The organism is Pantoea sp. 18059, from assembly GCF_902706165.1.
Taxonomy (GTDB): domain Bacteria; phylum Pseudomonadota; class Gammaproteobacteria; order Enterobacterales; family Enterobacteriaceae; genus Pantoea; species Pantoea agglomerans.
On sequence record NZ_CACSJS010000001.1, the window covers coordinates 313627 to 333196 of the forward strand.

17 protein-coding genes are annotated in these 19570 nt (G+C 53.9%); 10 read left to right on the plus strand and 7 right to left on the minus strand.

What is annotated here, in order from left to right; translation table 11 throughout:
* Positions 1 to 10 precede the first annotated feature (10 nt).
* The 5 genes from GVJ63_RS01455 (at position 11) to GVJ63_RS01475 (ending at position 4156) form a co-directional block, all read left to right on the plus strand.
* Positions 11 to 421, plus strand: coding sequence for a hypothetical protein (locus GVJ63_RS01455; protein ID WP_159226311.1), 411 nt, complete (start codon positions 11 to 13; stop codon positions 419 to 421).
* Between the two features lie 847 nt (positions 422 to 1268).
* On the plus strand, positions 1269 to 1841 hold the full coding sequence (locus GVJ63_RS01460) for an Ail/Lom family outer membrane beta-barrel protein (RefSeq protein ID WP_159226312.1): 573 nt from the start codon (positions 1269 to 1271) through the stop codon (positions 1839 to 1841).
* A 214-nt stretch (positions 1842 to 2055) separates the two neighbouring features.
* Positions 2056 to 2550, plus strand: coding sequence for a DUF2569 domain-containing protein (locus GVJ63_RS01465; RefSeq protein WP_159226313.1), 495 nt, complete (start codon positions 2056 to 2058; stop codon positions 2548 to 2550).
* Positions 2551 to 2668: 118 nt separating this feature from the next.
* A complete protein-coding gene (locus GVJ63_RS01470; RefSeq protein ID WP_159226314.1) occupies positions 2669 to 3208 on the plus strand; it encodes a hypothetical protein in 540 nt (179 codons plus the stop codon).
* Between the two features lie 405 nt (positions 3209 to 3613).
* The gene (locus GVJ63_RS01475) at positions 3614 to 4156 is read left to right on the plus strand and encodes a glycine zipper 2TM domain-containing protein (RefSeq protein ID WP_003849847.1); all 543 of its coding nucleotides are present in this window, start codon (positions 3614 to 3616) and stop codon (positions 4154 to 4156) included.
* A 145-nt stretch (positions 4157 to 4301) separates the two neighbouring features.
* Here GVJ63_RS01475 and mfd read toward each other — a convergent pair whose 3' ends face one another.
* Both mfd and GVJ63_RS01485 read right to left on the minus strand, forming a co-directional pair.
* Complete coding sequence (gene mfd, locus GVJ63_RS01480) at positions 4302 to 7745, minus strand: transcription-repair coupling factor (RefSeq protein ID WP_159226315.1); 3444 nt, start codon at positions 7743 to 7745, stop codon at positions 4302 to 4304.
* Between the two features lie 228 nt (positions 7746 to 7973).
* Complete coding sequence (locus GVJ63_RS01485; protein WP_003849845.1) at positions 7974 to 8183, minus strand: hypothetical protein; 210 nt, start codon at positions 8181 to 8183, stop codon at positions 7974 to 7976.
* A 248-nt stretch (positions 8184 to 8431) separates the two neighbouring features.
* On the opposite strand from GVJ63_RS01485, the gene lolC reads away from it, so the two are divergent.
* The 5 genes from lolC (at position 8432) to pepT (ending at position 14017) form a co-directional block, all read left to right on the plus strand.
* The gene (gene lolC, locus GVJ63_RS01490) at positions 8432 to 9631 is read left to right on the plus strand and encodes a lipoprotein-releasing ABC transporter permease subunit LolC (protein ID WP_022625850.1); all 1200 of its coding nucleotides are present in this window, start codon (positions 8432 to 8434) and stop codon (positions 9629 to 9631) included.
* A complete protein-coding gene (gene lolD, locus GVJ63_RS01495; RefSeq protein ID WP_010246282.1) occupies positions 9624 to 10328 on the plus strand; it encodes a lipoprotein-releasing ABC transporter ATP-binding protein LolD in 705 nt (234 codons plus the stop codon). The genes lolC and lolD overlap by 8 nt, the downstream gene beginning before the upstream one ends.
* The gene (gene lolE, locus GVJ63_RS01500; RefSeq protein WP_022625849.1) at positions 10328 to 11572 is read left to right on the plus strand and encodes a lipoprotein-releasing ABC transporter permease subunit LolE; all 1245 of its coding nucleotides are present in this window, start codon (positions 10328 to 10330) and stop codon (positions 11570 to 11572) included. The genes lolD and lolE overlap by 1 nt, the downstream gene beginning before the upstream one ends.
* A gap of 145 nt (positions 11573 to 11717) precedes the next feature.
* Positions 11718 to 12551 (plus strand): Sir2 family NAD+-dependent deacetylase, encoded by an 834-nt coding sequence (cobB, locus tag GVJ63_RS01505; RefSeq protein WP_010246278.1) that lies wholly within the window; start codon positions 11718 to 11720, stop codon positions 12549 to 12551.
* Positions 12552 to 12787: 236 nt separating this feature from the next.
* Positions 12788 to 14017, plus strand: coding sequence for a peptidase T (gene pepT, locus GVJ63_RS01510; protein ID WP_060679950.1), 1230 nt, complete (start codon positions 12788 to 12790; stop codon positions 14015 to 14017).
* A gap of 66 nt (positions 14018 to 14083) precedes the next feature.
* On the opposite strand, the gene GVJ63_RS01515 is transcribed toward pepT, so the two are convergent.
* The 5 genes from GVJ63_RS01515 to hflD all read right to left on the minus strand — a co-directional run bounded on the left by GVJ63_RS01515 (position 14084) and on the right by hflD (position 19558).
* Complete coding sequence (locus tag GVJ63_RS01515; protein WP_159226316.1) at positions 14084 to 15208, minus strand: cupin domain-containing protein; 1125 nt, start codon at positions 15206 to 15208, stop codon at positions 14084 to 14086.
* Positions 15209 to 15265: 57 nt separating this feature from the next.
* Positions 15266 to 16726, minus strand: coding sequence for a two-component system sensor histidine kinase PhoQ (phoQ, locus tag GVJ63_RS01520; protein WP_010669868.1), 1461 nt, complete (start codon positions 16724 to 16726; stop codon positions 15266 to 15268).
* Positions 16727 to 16728: 2 nt separating this feature from the next.
* Entirely contained in the window at positions 16729 to 17397 is a 669-nt protein-coding gene (gene phoP, locus GVJ63_RS01525) for a two-component system response regulator PhoP (protein ID WP_010246270.1), read from the minus strand.
* Between the two features lie 104 nt (positions 17398 to 17501).
* Positions 17502 to 18872, minus strand: a complete 1371-nt coding sequence (gene purB, locus GVJ63_RS01530) for an adenylosuccinate lyase (RefSeq protein ID WP_159226317.1) — start codon at positions 18870 to 18872, stop codon at positions 17502 to 17504.
* Between the two features lie 44 nt (positions 18873 to 18916).
* Complete coding sequence (gene hflD / locus GVJ63_RS01535) at positions 18917 to 19558, minus strand: high frequency lysogenization protein HflD (RefSeq protein WP_010246266.1); 642 nt, start codon at positions 19556 to 19558, stop codon at positions 18917 to 18919.
* Positions 19559 to 19570: the final 12 nt, after the last annotated feature.

A 19570-nucleotide genomic window follows, 5' to 3' on the forward strand; every position in this document is an offset into this window, starting at 1 on the left:
GGTGTGATAAATGTTAGTTATATGCAATTCAATATCCGGAAAAAGCTTACCCGATGATGCAAGAATCATGGGGGAAACTGACGAAACATTATTTGAGCCGCTAAAAACTGGCATGGAGTATAAAGTCTACGGTATTATGTTTTATACGACTCGAATAGATTTTTTGCTATGTCCTGAAGGTGAGAATCCATTATGGGTACCTTCAAATATCTTTAATGTATTGGATGATAAGTTGCCGCCTGACTGGGGATTTATCATTACCGAGAAAACAATAGATTATTCTGACTTGTATGACGCATTTGGGATTATCTCAATTTTAGGTTATTTTGAGTTAATTAGGTCATACCAGCATTACATTGGTATTCTTGAAAGAGATGCAGGCGAATTACAAAAGTTTCATTCATATAGGCTAAGCTGCTAGGTTGTCCCGGCGCATGTTCACCGAGGTTTTTATTACGGATAGCATGCCAAAAGACCTAGTGTCTGATAAACGACCTGCCTGAGAATGACATCATTAGTGATAAGAAAGTTATGGATGCCTGTGGTAATGGCAGGGTTACCAGCCCCGGATGCTTACGGGCAGATCGTCAGCTTGCTGAATATCACCAGTGTTGATGTGTAGAATCAGTCACAGGTAAAGGATGGGCATGAGCACCGGCGGCAGCATTGGCAGTCAGCTTGAAAATAACGCTTTTTGGGAAAATACAGGCATTATTTTTCCGAATGCTTTCATTTATTCAGAGGGGTTTAAATAGAACTGTAACTTAGTCTTTTAATGGGTTGTGGATATACAGGTCAGTTAATAATCTGCGTTAATGGATTGTATAACGCAGTATGGTTTTCTGGATCTATGTGCAGTAATGGTTTTCAGGGGTTTTTGCTTTTTTATGGCAACTCGGTCTTGATACCTCTAATTCTTTTTGGTCTAATAGTGCCATTAAGAATTGATTGATAACTAACCGCCAGGATGAATCCTGTGGTCAAATTATTTACTTAACCTAAATTAAACGGCCGAAGTGCCATTTAATAAGGTTGGTGTTTAAGTTTTACATTGACTCAGGCCAGCCAGTTTTAAAAAAAACCGGGTATGAATAGATGCTCTCCGACCGATCTGAACATCAGGCGCGGAGCGCTACATGAAATTCCTGTCCGATACAGATGGATTGATAAAAACTCTATCCTGTCCGTCGGGTATTGGTGATTCAGGGAACGAAGTCCTGCGTTAAGCGCAGGGAAATAATGTTAAATTATGAAAAGGAATTAATTACATGACTTCTAAAATGACGATGCTGGCATTACTGTGTGGCGGTCTGCTCGTGGGCAGCAATGCACTGGCTGATAATCACACCGTCTCGGTTGGATATGCACAAAGCAAAGTTGAAGACTTTAAAAATATCCGTGGCGTCAACGTTCAGTATCGCTATGAATGGGAGTCTCCTCTCAGTGTGATTGGCTCATTCAGCTACATGAAAGGCGATGACAGTTATTCCGAACAGAATGATTATTTTGACGGTCTTGAGAAATATAATGAAAAAATTGAAGCGAAATATTATTCCCTGATGGCGGGTCCGGCATACCGTATTAATGACTATGTCAGTTTCTACGGCTTAATTGGGGTCGCGCGTACCAAAGTAGAAGACAAAGCCAATTACCAGTCACAGTACGCACAGTATTCGGGTTCTTACAGCGAAAGCAAAACATCCTTTGCCTACGGTGCGGGTGTCGTGGTTAATCCTATCAGCAACCTCTCTGTGAGTGTTGGCTATGAAGGTACTCGCGTAAAATATAACGAAGATGTTGCCATCAATGGTTTTAACATCGGCATCGGATACCGTTTCTGATTCAACGCTAAAAACCGCAACCCTGGTCATCTGGTCAGGGTTGTTTTTTTTCACTCTGGAAAGGACCGTTTTTTATAAAGGTCGAATCAGGCAGTTCTTAGATACATTTAAAATAGTACCTGATCCTGTCTGACCAAAGACGTCGATCTTCTGAATTAACCGGTTTGAATTTTGTTAAAACAAAGAAAAACAATTACAGCTTCAGGGGGCGAGAATGTTATGCATTAAATGTCAGGAAGCAGAAGAGAATAAAGAATCAGGCTTTTGTGATAATTGTGAAAAAAAAGAAGAGGGCAGGATTAATGGCTTATTATATCTGCCAGCTTTAGGCTTGATTATTGGTTTTTTTACGATGCTGTATAATGATTTTTGTATTGTTTCGTTGATTGCCAACACTTATCAGAAACAAGGTGTGGTTAATAGTTTTAGTGTTTTATTATTAGCGCTGTCCATTATTAATGCTCCCGTAACAGTGCTGGCTTGCTGGTTCTTCTTTAGGAAGAAAGTAAAAACCAGATACGTGATGATAACGTACTATTTATACGGTCTTATCTTTGCGAGTTTTTGCACGCTTTATCCTGCTTTGGTTTTTCACGTAAACATTACGCAGTCTGCTATCAATATGCTGGCTCGGGCCTTAATCAGTTGTCTGATATGGGTACCATATTTTATTTTTTCCAGCAGGATTAATAAAGTCTTTGTGCATTAATACGGTCAATATTTTTATGTCATAAAATAAACGATGGGTAACGCAACACCCGCCTCGTTATAGTACCAATAAAATAACCAGTTCCAGTCTGTGTCAGTTAAATTAAGGATAATAAAGAATGGCTGCAAAAATTTTAATCACCGGATTGATAGCACTATTATTGAGTGGCTGCACGGCAGGCTTCAGACCTTCACTGGATGATTATAAAGGGCAGGATGCGGCCCGAATCCGGGTGGGTTCAGAGGGCAATACGGCACTTCAGTTCTATGAAAAACAGAGTTCAGGTTGCTATAAAAAAATGCTGGAACGCCGTATCACTTCTGGTTTTGCCATTCTGGGCATCCCCGTTACAGGTAATAAACGGATAGGTATGCCAGCGTCGTCTGAAAACAAGGGTGCTTTCATCAATGAATTTACCCTGAAGCCAGGAAAAATGATTCGTGTCATTCACTACTGGACACAGGCTGGGTATCATCAGAACACTCAAAAATCGGCCACTGTTGAATTTATTCCTCAGGCTAACCATGACTACGATATTGTAGTCAGAGGGTCCGAATATTCAGGCGATAGCGTTTCCATCAAAGACCTTACCCCCAATGGCACCATTGTGGGCTGGGGCGAGGTAAAGGTATGCCCATCCGAGAGCATTTTTGATTAGTTTCCTTTTTCTTCATTCCTGAAGCCTGAGTGTTTCAGGAATGAATGTTCCCGATAACGGTACATAAAGATGATACTTTTGGGTGACGATGGAAAGGCCGTTGCCATAACGGGCAGTCAGGCTTTGCTTAAGGCATATAAAATTATATGCCGTTGATTTGATTGGTTTAATTTCCTTAGCGAAAAAGCATCATTAATAACGTTCTCCACCTCAGAACTCTCCTAAAAACTGGTCCTGATAGCAAAGTGACCAATTTCCTCCATTTATCTGATGTTGCATTTTCGGTCCATCTGTAAAACTTCATCTCAACAAACACGGCGCGTCGCGCACGCCGGTTATACCTCAGTTAACGAGGATGCTTTAGCAGCAGGATTGCGCGGTAACACTTTTCAGGAGGAACTTCCTGTGAATAAATCAATGTTAGCGGGTATCGGTATTGGTGTGGCAGCAGCTCTGGGTGTTGCAGCCGTAGCAGGCATGAACGTGTTTGATCGCGGTCCTCAATATGCTCAGGTACTGTCTGCAACGCCAATCAAAGAGAGCATTAAACAGCCTCGTCAGGAGTGCCGTAATGTCACTCTGACCCACCGTCGGGCCGTGCAGGATGAAAACCGTCTTGCCGGGTCTGTATTAGGTGCAGTGGCAGGTGGAGTGCTGGGTCACCAGTTTGGTGGCGGTCGCGGCAGAGATGTGGCGACAGTAGCAGGTGCGGTAGCGGGTGGTTATGCCGGTAATCAGGTCCAGGGCGGACTGCAGGATCGGGATACCTACACCACAACCGAACAGCGCTGCAAAACCGTTTACGACAAACAAGAGAAAAAACTGGGATATGACGTGACCTATAAAATAGGCGATCAGCAGGGTAAAATCCGTATGGAAAATGACCCCGGCACGCGTATTCCACTGGATCGCAATGGTCAGCTGGTTCTCAACGGCGATCAGGCGTAATTGGGCAAAGCTTTGCCGCTCACGCGGCCACACAGCACAACGTAATACAGCAGTAATGAAAAAGGCACATCTCAGGATGCGCCTTTTTTTTGCTGCAAACTAACCGGCGCTTAACCGGTTAGCTCATCAACGCACGGGCAGGGTGTTACGCCTGCCGTTGAGCCAGTTGCGAAACGAATCCCTGCACCCACTCAAGCCGCACCTTTCTTTCCGATAGCTCACGGGTAAACCGCAGTCGTGTCGGACCGTCCAGCTTCCACTGCTGAGGCTCTTTCTGCAGCAGGCCTATCAGCCATGCCGGATCCACGTTGTTCTTCGGCGCAAAATCGAAATAACCGCCTTTGTCGCTGGCTTCGATCTTACGCAGACCGACAGCGCGGGCTTTCAGACGGATAATCGCCACATCCAGCAGGTTACGCGCCGGATCGGGCAGCAGGCCAAAGCGGTCGATCATCTCAACCTTCAGCTCCTGCAGCTCCTCTTCAGCCTCCGCGCTGGCGATGCGTTTATAGAGTGAAAGACGGGTACTGACATCCGGGATAAAGGTCTCGGGCAGCAGGGCGGGCATCCGCAGCTCCACCTCGGTCTGGTTGCTGGTGAGATCTTCCAGTGACGGCTCGCGACCCGCTTTCAGCGCCTCGACCGCATTCTCCAGCAGCTCCATATAAAGCGTGAAGCCCAGCGTCTCCATCTGTCCGCTCTGCTCATCACCCAGCAGTTCGCCAGCACCGCGAATCTCCAGGTCATGCGTTGCCAGGGCAAAACCGGCTCCCAGATCTTCCAGTGAAGCGATCGCCTCCAGCCGCTTATGCGCATCGGCGGTCATTGACTTCGGATGCGGCGTTAACAGCCAGGCATAAGCCTGATGATGCGAACGCCCGACGCGACCACGCAGCTGATGCAACTGCGCCAGGCCAAAGTGATCGGCCCGCTCAATGATGATGGTATTGGCGGTCGGTATGTCGATACCGGTTTCGATAATGGTGGTACAAACCAGCACGTTAAAACGCTGATGGTGGAAATCGTTCATCACCCGTTCCAGATCACGCTCACGCATCTGACCATGGCCAATAGCGACACGCGCTTCCGGCACCAGTTCGCTGAGACGCTGCGCCGCTTTCTCGATATTTTCAACGTCATTGTAGAGGTAGTAGACCTGTCCGCCACGCAGAACCTCACGCAGGATTGCTTCGCGGATAACCAGATCGTCAAATTCACGGACAAAAGTTTTCACCGCTAAACGGCGGGCAGGCGGCGTGGCGATGATCGAGAGATCGCGCATGCCGCTCATGGCCATATTCAGGGTGCGAGGGATTGGCGTTGCGGTCAGCGTCAGAATGTCCACATCGGCGCGCATCGCCTTGATGCGCTCTTTGTGACGCACCCCGAAACGGTGCTCTTCATCGACAATCAGCAGACCAAGATCGTGCCATTTGAGATCGCTCATCAGCAGCTTATGGGTGCCGATTAAGATGTCGATCTTGCCATCGCTGGCCTGTTCCAGCACCTGCGTCTGCTCTTTGGCAGTGCGGAAACGGGAAAGCATCTCAATGCGAACCGGCCAGTTGGCGAAGCGATCGCGGAAGTTGTCGTAATGCTGCTGTGCCAGCAGGGTGGTCGGCACCAGTACGGCCACCTGTTTATGGTTCTCAATCGCCAGAAACGCCGCGCGCATGGCCACTTCGGTTTTACCAAAACCAACGTCGCCGCACACCAGACGGTCCATCGCCAGCGGCTCGCACATATCACTCAGCACCGCGTTGATCGCCTGCGCCTGGTCCGGGGTGGTTTCAAACGGGAAGCTTTCGCAGAACAGCTGATACTGCTCGCGATTATGCTTAAAGGCAAAGCCGGTTTTGGCGGCGCGCTGAGCATAGATATCCAGCAGTTCAGCCGCCACATCACGCACTTTCTCAGCCGCTTTCTGCCGTGCGCGTGACCAGGCATCGCTGCCCAGTTTGTGCAGTGGTGCATTATCGTCGGCACCGCCTGCGTAGCGGCTGATCAGGTGCAGCGACGAAACCGGCACATAAAGTTTGGCGTCGTTGGCGTAAGAGAGCATGAGGTATTCCGCCTCAATGCCACCGGCTTCCAGCGTGGTGAGGCCAATATAACGACCCACACCGTGTTCCAGATGCACCACCGGCTGGCCGGGATGCAGCTCCGCCAGGTTACGGATCAGAATGTCCGGATTGATAGTGCGACGGGTATCCTGACGGCGACGGCTGACGCGTTCGCCCAGCAAATCGCTTTCGCAAATCAGCGCCCGGTTGCCCTGGGTATCAATAAAACCGCGCTCGCTGGCGCCGATCATCAGTCGGAAACGCTCTTCGCCGGTTTCATCGAAGCGGTGCACCGGCTGAGGACGCAGTTTAATCCGGGCCAGCAGATCCTGCAGGCTCTCACGGCGGCCTTCACTTTCGACCGAGAAGACCACGGTGCCGCTGAAGGTTTCAATAAACTGACGCAGATGATCGAGCGGCGCTTTTGCCTGCGCCTGAACGGTCAGATCGGGCAGCGGGGTATAACCGAGGTTGGTATTCGCGGCTTTGGCGGGCAGCACCTCATTGGTCATCTGGATGCGCGGCCAGGCTTTCAGCTCCCCCATTAATGCATCCGGACGCAGCCACAGGGTGACCGGTTCCAGCAGTGGACGCATCGGATCAACGCGGCGATTTTCATAACGCGCCTCGGCATCCTGCCAGAAGCGGCTGGCGCTGCCTTCAAGATCGCCGCAGTTCACAATCAGGGTATTATCCGGCAGATAGCTGAACAGGCTGGGCAACGGCTGCTCAAAAAACAGCGGCTGCCAGTATTCGATGCCCGCTGGCAACGTGCCTTTGCTGACCTGCTGATAGACATGCTCCGACTCACGGCGCACATCAAACGTTTCACGCCAGCGGCTGCGGAACAGCTCAATGGCGGCTTTGTCGCTGGGAAATTCATGCGCAGGCAGCAGGTTAATTTCGGGGACCGCTTCCAGCGTGCGCTGACTGTCGACGTCGAACAGGCGCAGGCTGTCGATCTCATCATCGAAAAAGTCGATGCGGTAGGGCTGATCGCTGCCCATCGGGAACAGATCGAGCAGGGCGCCGCGCGTGGCGTATTCACCGTGCTCCATCACCTGATCGACATGGCGATAACCGGCCTGCTCAAGCTGGTCGCGCAGCCGGTCGCGAGACAGTTTTTGTCCCTGCTTCATCACCAGCGCATGGCCGTGCAGGAAACTGTGCGGGCAGACGCGCTGCATCAGGGTGTTGACCGGCATGATCAGCATACCGCGCTGCATCACCGGCAGCTGGTAGAGGGTCGACAGGCGGGCGGAGATAATATCCTGATGCGGCGAAAAGCTGTCGTAGGGCAGCGTTTCCCAGTCGGCAAGGTGCGCCACCGGCAGATCGGTAAACTGGCGGATTTCATCCAGCAGACGCAGAGCGGTTTGGGTATCGGGTGTAATCATTAACACCGGACCAGCATGTCGTTCGTTAATGCTGGCACACTCCACCGCGTGCGCCGCGCCTATGAGCTGGCCGAGCTGACGGTGATCGCCGGATTTAACGGGCAGGGTATAACGAGTCTGTTCGGGCATGGGATCTCGGGGTTGCTCCATTTTTCCAGGACGTAATCATTCCATATTATGTCAGGGGGATCACCTCTGCGGCACAATTTTCCTGCCGCGCCGCGCTGAACCAGGGGATCGGTCAGCCATTACCGGGCGTCAGCGGTAATCGTGCGGATAAAGAGAGGATAGACGGAGTCTGGCAAGGGATCAGAAAAAACCGCCGTCGCCATGCAGCGACGGGGTTAAACGGGCATTTTATTTTATGGATTGCTGTGTGTAATGCATGCGTGGGCGGTCGATATTCGCCCAGGATAACTCCTGCTCAGGATGATAGCTGAGGTTACCGTCGTCCCACTTTACGTAGTAGCCGGCTGGTGCGTTTCCCTGCTCAAAGACGTTGATGATTTCGCCTCTGATCTCCCCGGATTTATGTTTAACGATGCTGCCTTTGGGAAATTTCAACATGGTCGCTACCTCATACTGCCCGGCAATAAATCACCTGTGATCATGGTACTGATTGTAGTCTACCCCCCTGGACGCTGAATAATCAGCCAATAAGCGGCGGCTTTATCGGCTATTCCGCTGCTTTGGCGCCTAAAGTGACGCATCCGGATGCAACTTTGCTGCCGACTCAGAGGGTTAGAGGTTTCATAAAGCCAGCCGCTCCTTTATCATCCCACTACCTATTTTCAGGCAACGGCTTACTGGATTCCATGTATCAACCTGTCGCGCTATTTATCGGTCTGCGTTATATGCGCGGACGAGCATCGGATCGCTTCGGTCGCTTTGTCTCCTGGCTCTCAACGATTGGCATTACGCTCGGCGTGCTGGCGATGGTCACCGTGTTATCGGTGATGAACGGTTTTGAGCGTGAACTCGAAGGCAATATTCTTGGCCTGATGCCTCAGGCGCTGATCACCAGCGACAAAGGCAGTCTCAATCCACAACAGCAACCCGCCAGCTCCCTGAATCTGCAGGGTGTCAGCCGTATCGCGCCGCTGACCACCGCCAATGTGGTGCTGCAAAGCCCGCACAGCGTCTCCGTTGGCGTGATGCTGGGCATTGAGCCGGCTGAAAAAGATCCGCTTACCCCTTTCCTGGTCAATACCCGGCAGAGCGTGCTGCAGGCCGGGCAGTATAATGTCATCCTTGGCGAACAGCTGGCATCCCAGCTTGGCGTAAAACGTGGCGATCAGCTGCGTCTGATGGTGCCGTCGGTCAGCCAGTTCACCCCGATGGGACGCGTGCCAAGTCAGCGTCTGTTTACCGTAGCGGGCACCTATGCCGCTAACAGCGAAGTCGATGGTTATCAGATTCTGGTCAATCTTCAGGATGCGTCGCGCGTGATGCGCTATCCGGCCGGTAATATTACCGGCTGGCGACTGTGGCTGGATAAACCGCTGTCGGTCGACAGTCTGAGTCAGCAGACACTGCCTGCGGGCCTGGTCTGGAAAGACTGGCGTGAGCGTAAAGGCGATCTCTTCCAGGCAGTGCGTATGGAGAAGAACATGATGGGCCTGCTGCTGAGCCTGATCATCGCCGTGGCTGCCTTTAACATCATCACCTCGTTAGGCTTGCTGATCATGGAGAAGCAGGGCGAAGTGGCGATCCTGCAAACCCAGGGCCTGACGCGCCGGCAAATAGTGGCGGTGTTTATGGTGCAGGGTGCCAGCGCCGGGATTATCGGTACGCTGCTCGGCACGCTGCTCGGTGTCTTGCTGGCCAGCCAGCTCAACAACTTAATGCCGGTGATTGGCCTGTTCCTTGATGGTGCCGCATTGCCGGTTGATATTAATGTGTGGCAGGTGGTCACCATCGCCCTCAGCGCCATGATTGTGGCGCTGTTGTCTACGCTCTATCCTTCGTGGCGCGCTGCCGCCGTTCAACCTGCTGAGGCTTTACGTTATGAGTAACACTCCTTTGTTGCAGTGCCGCGACCTGTGCAAACGCTATCAGGAAGGCAGCGTGCAGACCGATGTGCTGCGCAATGTGGCTTTCAGCCTCCAGCCCGGTGAACTGACAGCGATTGTCGGCAGCTCCGGTTCCGGTAAAAGTACGCTGCTGCATCTGCTCGGCGGCCTGGATGCACCGACATCGGGCGACGTGGTGTTTGATGGCCAGTCACTGAATGCCATGTCCTCGTCGGCCAAAGCGGAGCTGCGTAACCGCGAGCTGGGCTTTATCTATCAGTTCCACCATCTGCTGCCGGACTTCAGCGCGCTGGAGAACGTGGCGATGCCGCTGCTGATTGGCAAAACGGCTAAAACGGAAGCACAGGATCGCGCCCGTGAGATGCTGGCCGCGGTCGGGCTGGACCATCGTGCCGCGCACCGGCCTTCTGAACTGTCAGGCGGCGAACGCCAGCGCGTGGCGATTGCCCGGGCGCTGGTTAACCGCCCACGGCTGGTGATGGCGGATGAGCCAACCGGTAACCTCGATGCACGCAACGCCGACGCCATTTTTGAATTACTGGGCGAACTGAACGTGCGTCAGGGCACCGCGTTTCTGGTGGTGACACACGATCTGATGCTGGCAAAACGGATGACGCGTCAGATGGAGATGCGTGATGGTCAGTTAAGCGATCAACTCACCATGGCAGGAGCGGTGTAATGGGTTCGTCGTTATCCCTGTTGCTGGGCCTGCGCTTTAGTCGTGGCCGCCGTCGTGGCGGCATGGTGTCGCTGATTTCGGTGATCTCCACCATCGGTATTGCGCTGGGCGTGGCGGTGCTGATTATCGGTCTGAGCGCCATGAATGGTTTTGAGCGTGAGCTGAACAACCGCATTCTGGCGGTGGTGCCGCATGGCGAGATCGAGGCGGTCAATCAGCCGTTCCAGCACTGGCAGTCGATGATTGCCCCGATTGAAAAGGTGCCCGGCATTGCGGCGGCAGCGCCTTATGTGAACTTCACCGGCCTGATTGAGAGCGGCGCCCGGCTGGAAGCGCTGCAGGTAAAGGGCGTTGATCCGGCACAGGAGCCGCGCCTCAGCGCCCTGCCACAGTTTGTGGCAGATAACGGCTGGTCCTCTTTTGCCGCCGGTAAGCAGCAGATCATTCTGGGCGGCGGCATTGCTAAATCGCTGAACGTGAAGCAGGGCGACTGGATCACCATCATGATCCCCAACAACGATGGTGATAACAAACTGCTTCAGCCTAAACGTATCCGGCTTCAGGTCAGCGGTATTCTGCAACTGAGCGGCATGCTCGATCACAGCCTGGCGCTGGTGCCACTCGCCGATGCACAGCACTATCTGGAGATGGGTGACAGCGTGTCCGGCATCGCCCTGAAGATGACCGACCCGTTCCAGGCGGTCAAACTGGTGCGGGATGCCGGTGAAGCGACCCGTTCCTACGTCTACATCAAGAGCTGGATTGGCACCTACGGCTATATGTACCGCGATATTCAGATGATCCGCGCCATCATGTATCTGGCGATGGTGCTGGTGATTGGCGTCGCCTGCTTTAACATTGTCTCAACGCTGGTGATGGCGGTGAAGGATAAGAGCAGTGACATTGCGGTGCTTCGTACCCTCGGTGCTAAAGACCGGCTGATCCGCGCCATCTTCATCTGGTACGGTTTGCTGGCAGGCCTGCTGGGCAGCGTCAGCGGCGTGATCGCGGGCGTGCTGGTGGCGCTGAATCTGACCTCACTGGTGCGCGGGCTGGAGTCGGTTACCGGTCATCATCTGCTGGCGGGTGATATCTACTTCATTGATTTCCTGCCGTCGGAACTGCACTGGATTGATGTGTTCTCAGTATTGATTACCGCGATTCTGCTGAGCCTGCTGGCGAGCTGGTATCCCGCCAGACGCGCCAGCCGCATTGACCCGGCTCGGGTATTAAGCGGTCAGTGAAAAAATGCGGCGCGAATCCTTTCGCGCCGCATCTGTTTAAGACCTTTGCTGTTGGGCGCGGCCCTCAGCAACCGTTACTATCGGGTGATGTTAACCCGGAATCTGTTTAGAGCGGCTCGCCGCAGCTGCTACGCCAGGAGATTTTATGCGTACACCACGTCGCCGCATACGACTTGCCCGCCTGAAGAAAACCCGGAGAAAAGTGCATCAGCGCTTTCGCCAGCGCATATTTGAGCGCGATCGTCAGGCCGAACTGGCCGCCCATCCTCAGCCGCATGTTGTTGTGCTGACCGGCGCAGGCATCTCAGCGGAGTCCGGCATCCGGACCTTCCGCGCCGCTGACGGCCTGTGGGAAGAGCACCACGTTGAAGATGTTGCGACGCCCGAAGGATTTCAGCGCGATCCCGCGCTGGTGCAGCGCTTCTACAATGCGCGCCGCCAGCAATTGCAGGAGGCAGAGATTCAGCCTAACGCGGCCCATCTGGCGCTGGCGGAGCTGGAACAGGTATTAGGCGATAACTTTTTGCTGGTCACGCAAAACATCGACAATCTGCATGAACGTGCCGGAAACAGCCGGGTGCTGCATATGCACGGTGAGCTGCTAAAAGTGCGCTGTGTCACCAGCGGTCAGGTCATTGAGTGGACCGGTGATATCACGCCGGACGATCGCTGCACCTGCTGCCAGTTCCCCTCGGCGCTGCGGCCGCACGTAGTGTGGTTTGGTGAGATGCCGCTGGGCATGGAGCAGATTTATCAGGCGCTTGAACAGGCCGATTACTTTATCGCTATCGGCACCTCAGGCCATGTCTATCCGGCCGCGGGTTTTGTCCATGAAGCCAAACTGCAGGGCGCGCATACTGTTGAGCTGAACCTGGAGCCAAGCCAGGTGGGCAACGAATTTGCCGAGCGGCATTACGGCCTGGCGAGCGAAGTGGTGCCGGAGTTTGTGCATAAGCTGCTGCGCGCGCTTTATAAGTAAGCAGGGGCGGCTATGGCCGCCTCGCCGTTTTTTGCCCGTCATGCTGATTCCAGCCGCCCGGTGTTTATCAACATTGCGAGGTTTGCCGCAACAATCTCGTAATCAGCCGTTTTTTTCGGGCTTATTGCTTTCCCAAAGGTTATCGACAGCGCTAACCTGTCTGCGAATGATTTTACGCAACGTTGTAACCGGCTGGTCTGTTAATAATACCGGATGGCACTTTTAAAGGATGGGATATGGAACAGTTACTTGAGCGCTTTTTAAGTTATGTGGCCGTTGAGACACAGGCTAAGCCGCAGGCGCGCCAGGTGCCCAGCAGTGAAGGGCAGTGGACGCTGGCGCGTCAGCTGCAGGAGGAGTTGCTGGCACTGGGTTTTGTCGATGTCTCCTTAAGCGATCACTGTTGCGTCATGGGCACACTGCCTGCCAATGTTGACTGGCCGACGCCAGTCATCGGTTTCATCTCTCACATGGATACCTCGCCAGACTTTACGGCGAAACATGTGAATCCGCAGATCATTGAAAATTATCGCGGCGGAGACATTGCGCTGGGTAATGGCAACGAAATTCTCTCGCCGGTGATGTTCCCGGTGCTGCACAAGCTGATTGGGCATACGCTGATTACCACCGATGGCAAAACCCTGCTGGGCGCGGATGATAAAGCAGGTATCGCCGAGATTATGACGGCGATGGCGCAACTGGCTGCGAGCGATACGCCGCACGGTGCGATCCGCGTTGCCTTTACGCCCGATGAAGAGATTGGTCGCGGCACTTCTCACTTTGATGTGGAAGGCTTTGCCGCTGACTGGGCCTACACCATTGATGGCAGTGATCTGGGTGAGTTCGAATATGAGAACTTCAACGCTGCTTCGGCCACCGTCAAAATCATCGGTAACAACGTGCACCCTGGCTCCGCCAAAGGGGTGATGGTCAATGCGCTGGATCTGGCAAACCAGTTTCATGCCGCGGTCCCGGCCAGCGAAAAACCGCAATATACTGACGGCTATCAGGGCTTCTATCATCTGCATCAGATCAAAGGCAGCGTTGAACACGCCGAGATGCTCTATATCATTCGTGACTTCGAAACGGAGAGTTTTGAACAGCGTAAACAGACGCTGCTGCAGATTGCCGCAGAGATCAACAAAACCCTGCACCCGGACTGTTCGGTCACCGTCGAGATCACCAACAGCTATCGCAACATGCGTGAAAAGGTTGAGCCGTTCCCGCACATCATCGAACTGGCTTTACAGGCGATGCGTGACTGCGGCATTGAGCCGGTAGTGAAACCGATTCGCGGCGGTACGGATGGATCGGCGCTGTCGTGGAAAGGGCTGCCTTGCCCGAATATCTTCACCGGTGGCTATAACTATCACGGCAAGCATGAGTTTGCTTCGCTGAATATCATGGCGAAATCGGTGGAAGTGATTGTGCGGCTGTCAGAGCTGGCGGCGCAGAAGAAGAATTAAACCCGCAGACACAAAAAAGGCTCTCTGCCACGGCGGCAAGAGAGCCTGTTTCAGTATCAGCTCAGATTATTCGTCGCCGAAGTACCAGTATCCGGCATTGACCAGATCAGCAATCTGCGCCAGTACCGACGGGTCATCCAGCGCATCCCCCAGATCGTCCAGTGTGATGCGATAGTGGCGCGCCAGGATCGCCATCACATCGGGATGTGAACACTCAACCCGCTCACCGTTGACATAGACCGCATCGCCAATCGTCAGGACACGCAGGCCACCTAACCGGCTCAGGGTATCGCCCTGTTGCAGCGCATCATAAATTTCATCAGGCTGGTAAGGCGGTTCCGGCGGCGCGACATCGAGTTCGTGACGTGACTGGGAAATGAATTCGCCAAACCACTGAGAGAACTGCTCCGGCTGATTGACCACATCCAGCATCAGCTGACGTACGCCTTCGATCTCCTGCGGCAGAATCTGCGACGGGCAATCGCGTGCAGGCACATCCGGATCGCTGAAGCGCAGGCTGCCCAGCTCATTGGCCAGCGCGTAATCCGCAAAGCCGCTGATTAACTCGCGTCCGCTGGGGGCACGGAAACCCACGGAGTAGTTCAGGGCGTTTTCCAGCGAGTAGCCTTCATGCGGGAACCCCGGAGGAATATAGAGAATATCACCCGGCTCCATCTCTTCATCGATGATGGCGTCGAATGGCTCAACCTGCAGCAGATCCGGGTGCGGGCAGTGCTGCTTCAGCGGCACCTTTTCACCGACGCGCCAGCGACGGCGACCGGCACCCTGAATAATAAAGACATCATACTGATCAAAATGGGGACCGACGCCGCCGCCAGGGACGGCAAACGACACCATCAGGTCATCAACACGCCAGTCAGGCAGGAAACGGAAAGGGCGCATCAGTGCGGCAGAGGCTTCATGCCAGTGATTGACCGCCTGTACCAGCAGCGACCAGTTGTTTTCACCCAGATGATCATAGCTCTCGAACGGGCCGTGGCTGACCTGCCATTTGCCATCCTGATGGCTGACCAGGCGGCTATCCACCTCGTTTTCCATCGCCAGACCGGCCAGTTCATCCGGTGAAAGAGGATCGACAAAGTTTTTAAAACCACGCTTCAGCACTACCGGGCGTTTCTGCCAGTAACGCTGAATAAAATCGGGCCAGTTAATATCGAGCTGATAGTCCATAAAAGGGTTCCGCTTAGGGCTGTAAATGCCAGCAAGTATAACAGCCCTGAGGGTTTTCTACTCGCGGCGATGTTCGACTTCCTGGCGCTGAAAGACCACTTCCATGCGTGTTCCGCCGAGTGCGCTGCTGGAGGCGATGACGTTGCCCTCATATTGCTCAAGAATATCGCGCACCACCGCCAGACCCAGTCCCTGACCGGGACGCAGGGTATCGGCACGCTGACCCCGGACAAACACTAAATCGCGCTTGCTCTCGGGAATGCCCGGACCATCATCGTCAATATAGAGATGGAGTGCATTTTCGCTCTGAAAAGCGCTGATTTCGATAAATTCCAGGCAATATTTGCAGGCGTTATCGAGCACGTTGCCCAGCACTTCCATAAAGTCATTCTGGTCGCCAACAAAGGTCAGCTCCGGTGAGATATCCAGCGAAATCGCCACGCCTTTACGCTGATAGACTTTATTCAGGGCCGAGCAGAGCTTGTCGAGCAGACCGGAAACGGAATGCAGATCGCGCTGCAGCGGATTGTGATCGGCCTGCATACTGGCGCGATGCAGATAATAACCGACCTGCTGCGAGATTCGACTAATCTGCTCCAGCATCACCGGCTCAGCCTGTTCCACCGTCAGTTCCTTGCCGTTGCGCAGCGAGCGCAGGGTGCTCTGCAACACGGCCAGCGGCGTTTTCAGGCTGTGGGTCAGGTCTGAAAGCGTGGTGCGATAGCGGGTATAGCGTTGCCGCTCATTGGTCAGCAACAGATTGAGGTTACGCACCAGACTGCGCAGTTCCTGCGGCGGATTATCCGCCAGATTTTCGCGCTGACTGGTCTCCAGTTCGCGCACCTGCTGTGTCAGCGCGCCAATCGGCCGCAGACTCCAGTGCGCCGCCAGCCACAGCAACGGAATGATCAGTATCAGGTTGGCTGCCAGCACATAGCTGAACCACGACCAGACCACATCAGAATGCTGCAACTCCTGCGGGATAGAGTCGACCACCACAATGGTGAGCGCGGGCAGATTCGTGGTGGCATCGTAACGGTTAACGGCGACCGAGTGGGTAAAGGTATCGTTGCTGTCATTGTCCCAGTCGTTGAGTCGTTGCTGAGCATTCAGGTTATTGCCCATTGCCACCATGCTGGTACGGTTACTGGTATCAATCTCGTAGAAGTCAGGCTTCAGCAGCCATTCACGGCGGATCTTCTTGCGGATCTCTGGCACGTCGCGTTGTTGCCACAACAGTTTGCCGTGCTCATCGTAAATAAATACCAGCGTCGGGAAGTTGAGCGTCATCCGTTCCGGCTGGGCGATGGTGAGTTTGTTGTCATGCCATTGCGCCAGCGTAAAGAACAGGTTGCTCTCGCCGCGCATCACGCGGTAGGTGTTTTTATCGAAACTGACCACATAGCCAATCACCGCCACCATGCCATAGGAGAGTGAGAGGAAGAGGACGATCGCTGCGGAGGCCAGCAGAAAGCGGGCGCGCAGCGAAATAGGGCGATAACGATTAAACCAGGACATGGTCAGAGATCAAAGCGGTAGCCCTGGCCACGCACGGTGGCGATCACGTCAGTAGGATGCAACGCCAGAATTTTTTTGCGCAGACGGCCCATAAGAACGTCGATGGTGTGGCTTTCACGCAGTTCAGCGTCAGGATAGAGCTGCAGCATCAGCGAGTCTTTGCTTACCACTTTGCCCGCGTTACGGATCAGCGTTTCGACAATGGTGTACTCAAAGGCCGTGAGCTTCACCGGCTGTTCATTGACCGTCAGTTCACGGCGCGAAAGATCAACCTGAAACGGGGCCATATCGATGATTTGCGAGGCATGTCCGCTGTTACGACGCATCAGCGCCTGCAGGCGTGCCGCGACTTCTTCAATATGAAACGGTTTGGTGACGTAGTCATCCGCACCGGCTTCCAGCGCCTCAACTTTGGCCTGCCAGCCTTCACGGGCGGTCAGCACCAGAATCGGCTGGCGCACGGCATCGCTGCGCCAGCGGCGAATCAGAGACATACCATCTTCATCCGGCAGGCCGAGATCCACCAGCGCGATATCTGGCAGATGTTCCCGAAGAAAATAGTCAGCTTCTTTGGCGTCTTCGGCGGCATCGACCTGATGGCCCATGTCACGTAACTGGACGGCGAGATGATGGCGCAGCAGGGCATTGTCTTCAACAACCAGAACACGCATAGAAATTCCTTACACTCTGTTTGAGTCAACCTGCAGAAAGTATACGCGAAATGTATTAAACAAGATGTTAACGCAGACCGGACTGGGCCGGTCTGCGGCGGGCATTATTTCAGATCGTCAACCATCTGGATAGCGCGGCCAATATAGTTTGCAGGCGTCATCTGCTTCAGACGGACTTTTTCCTCTTCCGGCAGCGCCAGGCTGTCGATAAAGGCCTGCATGCCGGCGGCATCGACGCGTTTACCGCGCGTCAACTCCTTCAGCTTTTCATAAGGCTTCTCAATGCCGTAACGGCGCATTACCGTCTGGATCGGTTCTGCCAGCACTTCCCAGTTGTGATCCAGTTCGTCCAGCAGACGATCGCGGTTCACTTCCAGTTTCGAGATGCCTTTCAGCGTCGCCTGATAGGCGATCAGCGCATAACCGACGCCCACGCCGAGGTTACGCAGCACGGTGGAGTCGGTCAGATCGCGCTGCCAGCGTGAGACCGGCAGCTTGCTGGCCAGATGCTGCATTACCGCGTTCGCCAGGCCCAGATTGCCTTCGGAGTTTTCGAAGTCGATTGGGTTCACTTTGTGCGGCATGGTCGACGAGCCAATCTCGCCCGCAATGGTCTTCTGTTTGAAATGGTTCAGCGCTACATAACCCCAGATATCGCGATCGAAATCGATCAGGATGGTGTTAAAGCGGGCGATGCAGTCGAACATTTCGGCAATATAGTCGTGCGGCTCAATCTGCGTGGTGTAAGGGTTCCAGGTGATCCCCAGCGAGGTGACGAAGTTCTCGCTCAGCGCATGCCAGTCCACTTCGGGATAGGCGGCAATGTGGGCGTTGTAATTCCCTACAGCGCCGTTGATTTTGCCCAGCACCTCAATCTGTTTCAGCTGACGTAACTGACGCTCCAGACGGTAAGCGACGTTCGCCATCTCTTTACCCATCGTCGACGGTGTAGCCGGCTGGCCGTGGGTGCGGGAGAGCAGCGGAATGTCACGATATTCGCTGGCAAGATCTTTCACAGCGGTAATCAGCTGCTGCCAGTAAGGCAGGATCACGTCACGGCGGGCTGTTTCCAGCATCAGGGCGTGCGACAGGTTGTTGATATCTTCAGAAGTACAGGCGAAGTGGATAAATTCAGAAACAGCATGCAGGGCAGGGACGTCGGCAACTTTCTCTTTCAGGAAATACTCAACTGCTTTGACGTCGTGGTTGGTGGTGCGCTCAATGGTTTTGATGCGCGCGGCATCTTCTTCGGAAAAACCGGCGACAATCGTATCAAGGAAAGCGTTTGCGTCGGCATCAAATGCAGGAACTTCCTTGATCTCTGCGGTCGCGGCCAGTTTTTGTAACCAGCGAACTTCAACCTCAACGCGGAATTTCAGCAAACCGAATTCGCTGAAAATCGCACGCAGCGGGCTGACTTTATCGCCGTAACGACCATCGACAGGTGAGACGGCGGTCAGAGAGGATAATTCCATCAGTGCAACTCCTGAATCATTTAGCAGTGTTTTGCCGCACCGACTTAGTAAGTCAGTGGCAGCCGGGATAAGAGGGTTTTCGCTTCACGCAGCAAACGCTGACGCGAGAACATCAGTTGCAGTCGGCCACCACCGACCTGCTGCCACAATACGGCAGCACGGATACCGGCTAACAGGGTGGCGCGCACTTTACTCTGTACCTGCGTATTCTGCAGTACCGCAGGCGAACCGGTGACCTGAATACGCGGGCCAAGCGGGCTGATCACATCCACATAGATGGCAGCCATCGCGCTGAGAATGGTGTCTGATTCCAGTTCATAATGCGCCAGCTGGCGATCCAGCTGAGTGATGCGCTGGGCCAGCGTCGCCATGGCAGTTTTACTGGCGCTGAGCTTGCGCTCCAGCACCATCATGCTCAGGGTGTAACGCGTCAGCTCTGCACCTGCACCCTGACGACTGCTGCTGTTCAGCACCGCCATCAGGGTTTCAAGTCCGAGGCGCAGGTTGGCTTCATTGTTGCCAAACACCGCCAGCGTTGAGCCAGGGTTAAGGTCCAGCACGCTGCGCAGCGATACGGTCAGCGCCTCCGGCTGGCAGTGACCCTGCTGAGCCAGCTGCTGCACCAGATGGGCCGACTGACAGATGCCCGCCAGCGCCAGCGTAATTTCCTGATAATTTTTCGCCACGGTTACTCCTGT

Coding starts and splice junctions, on each gene's coding strand:
- GVJ63_RS01455 (WP_159226311.1), top strand. CDS start 11: ATGTTAGTTATATGCAATTCAATATCCGGAAAAAGCTTACCCGATGAT.
- GVJ63_RS01460 (WP_159226312.1), top strand. CDS start 1,269: ATGACTTCTAAAATGACGATGCTGGCATTACTGTGTGGCGGTCTGCTC.
- GVJ63_RS01465 (WP_159226313.1), top strand. CDS start 2,056: ATGTTATGCATTAAATGTCAGGAAGCAGAAGAGAATAAAGAATCAGGC.
- GVJ63_RS01470 (WP_159226314.1), top strand. CDS start 2,669: ATGGCTGCAAAAATTTTAATCACCGGATTGATAGCACTATTATTGAGT.
- mfd (WP_159226315.1), bottom strand. CDS start 7,745: ATGCCCGAACAGACTCGTTATACCCTGCCCGTTAAATCCGGCGATCAC.
- GVJ63_RS01485 (WP_003849845.1), bottom strand. CDS start 8,183: ATGTTGAAATTTCCCAAAGGCAGCATCGTTAAACATAAATCCGGGGAG.
- lolC (WP_022625850.1), top strand. CDS start 8,432: ATGTATCAACCTGTCGCGCTATTTATCGGTCTGCGTTATATGCGCGGA.
- lolD (WP_010246282.1), top strand. CDS start 9,624: ATGAGTAACACTCCTTTGTTGCAGTGCCGCGACCTGTGCAAACGCTAT.
- lolE (WP_022625849.1), top strand. CDS start 10,328: ATGGGTTCGTCGTTATCCCTGTTGCTGGGCCTGCGCTTTAGTCGTGGC.
- cobB (WP_010246278.1), top strand. CDS start 11,718: ATGCGTACACCACGTCGCCGCATACGACTTGCCCGCCTGAAGAAAACC.
- pepT (WP_060679950.1), top strand. CDS start 12,788: ATGGAACAGTTACTTGAGCGCTTTTTAAGTTATGTGGCCGTTGAGACA.
- GVJ63_RS01515 (WP_159226316.1), bottom strand. CDS start 15,208: ATGGACTATCAGCTCGATATTAACTGGCCCGATTTTATTCAGCGTTAC.
- phoQ (WP_010669868.1), bottom strand. CDS start 16,726: ATGTCCTGGTTTAATCGTTATCGCCCTATTTCGCTGCGCGCCCGCTTT.
- phoP (WP_010246270.1), bottom strand. CDS start 17,397: ATGCGTGTTCTGGTTGTTGAAGACAATGCCCTGCTGCGCCATCATCTC.
- purB (WP_159226317.1), bottom strand. CDS start 18,872: ATGGAATTATCCTCTCTGACCGCCGTCTCACCTGTCGATGGTCGTTAC.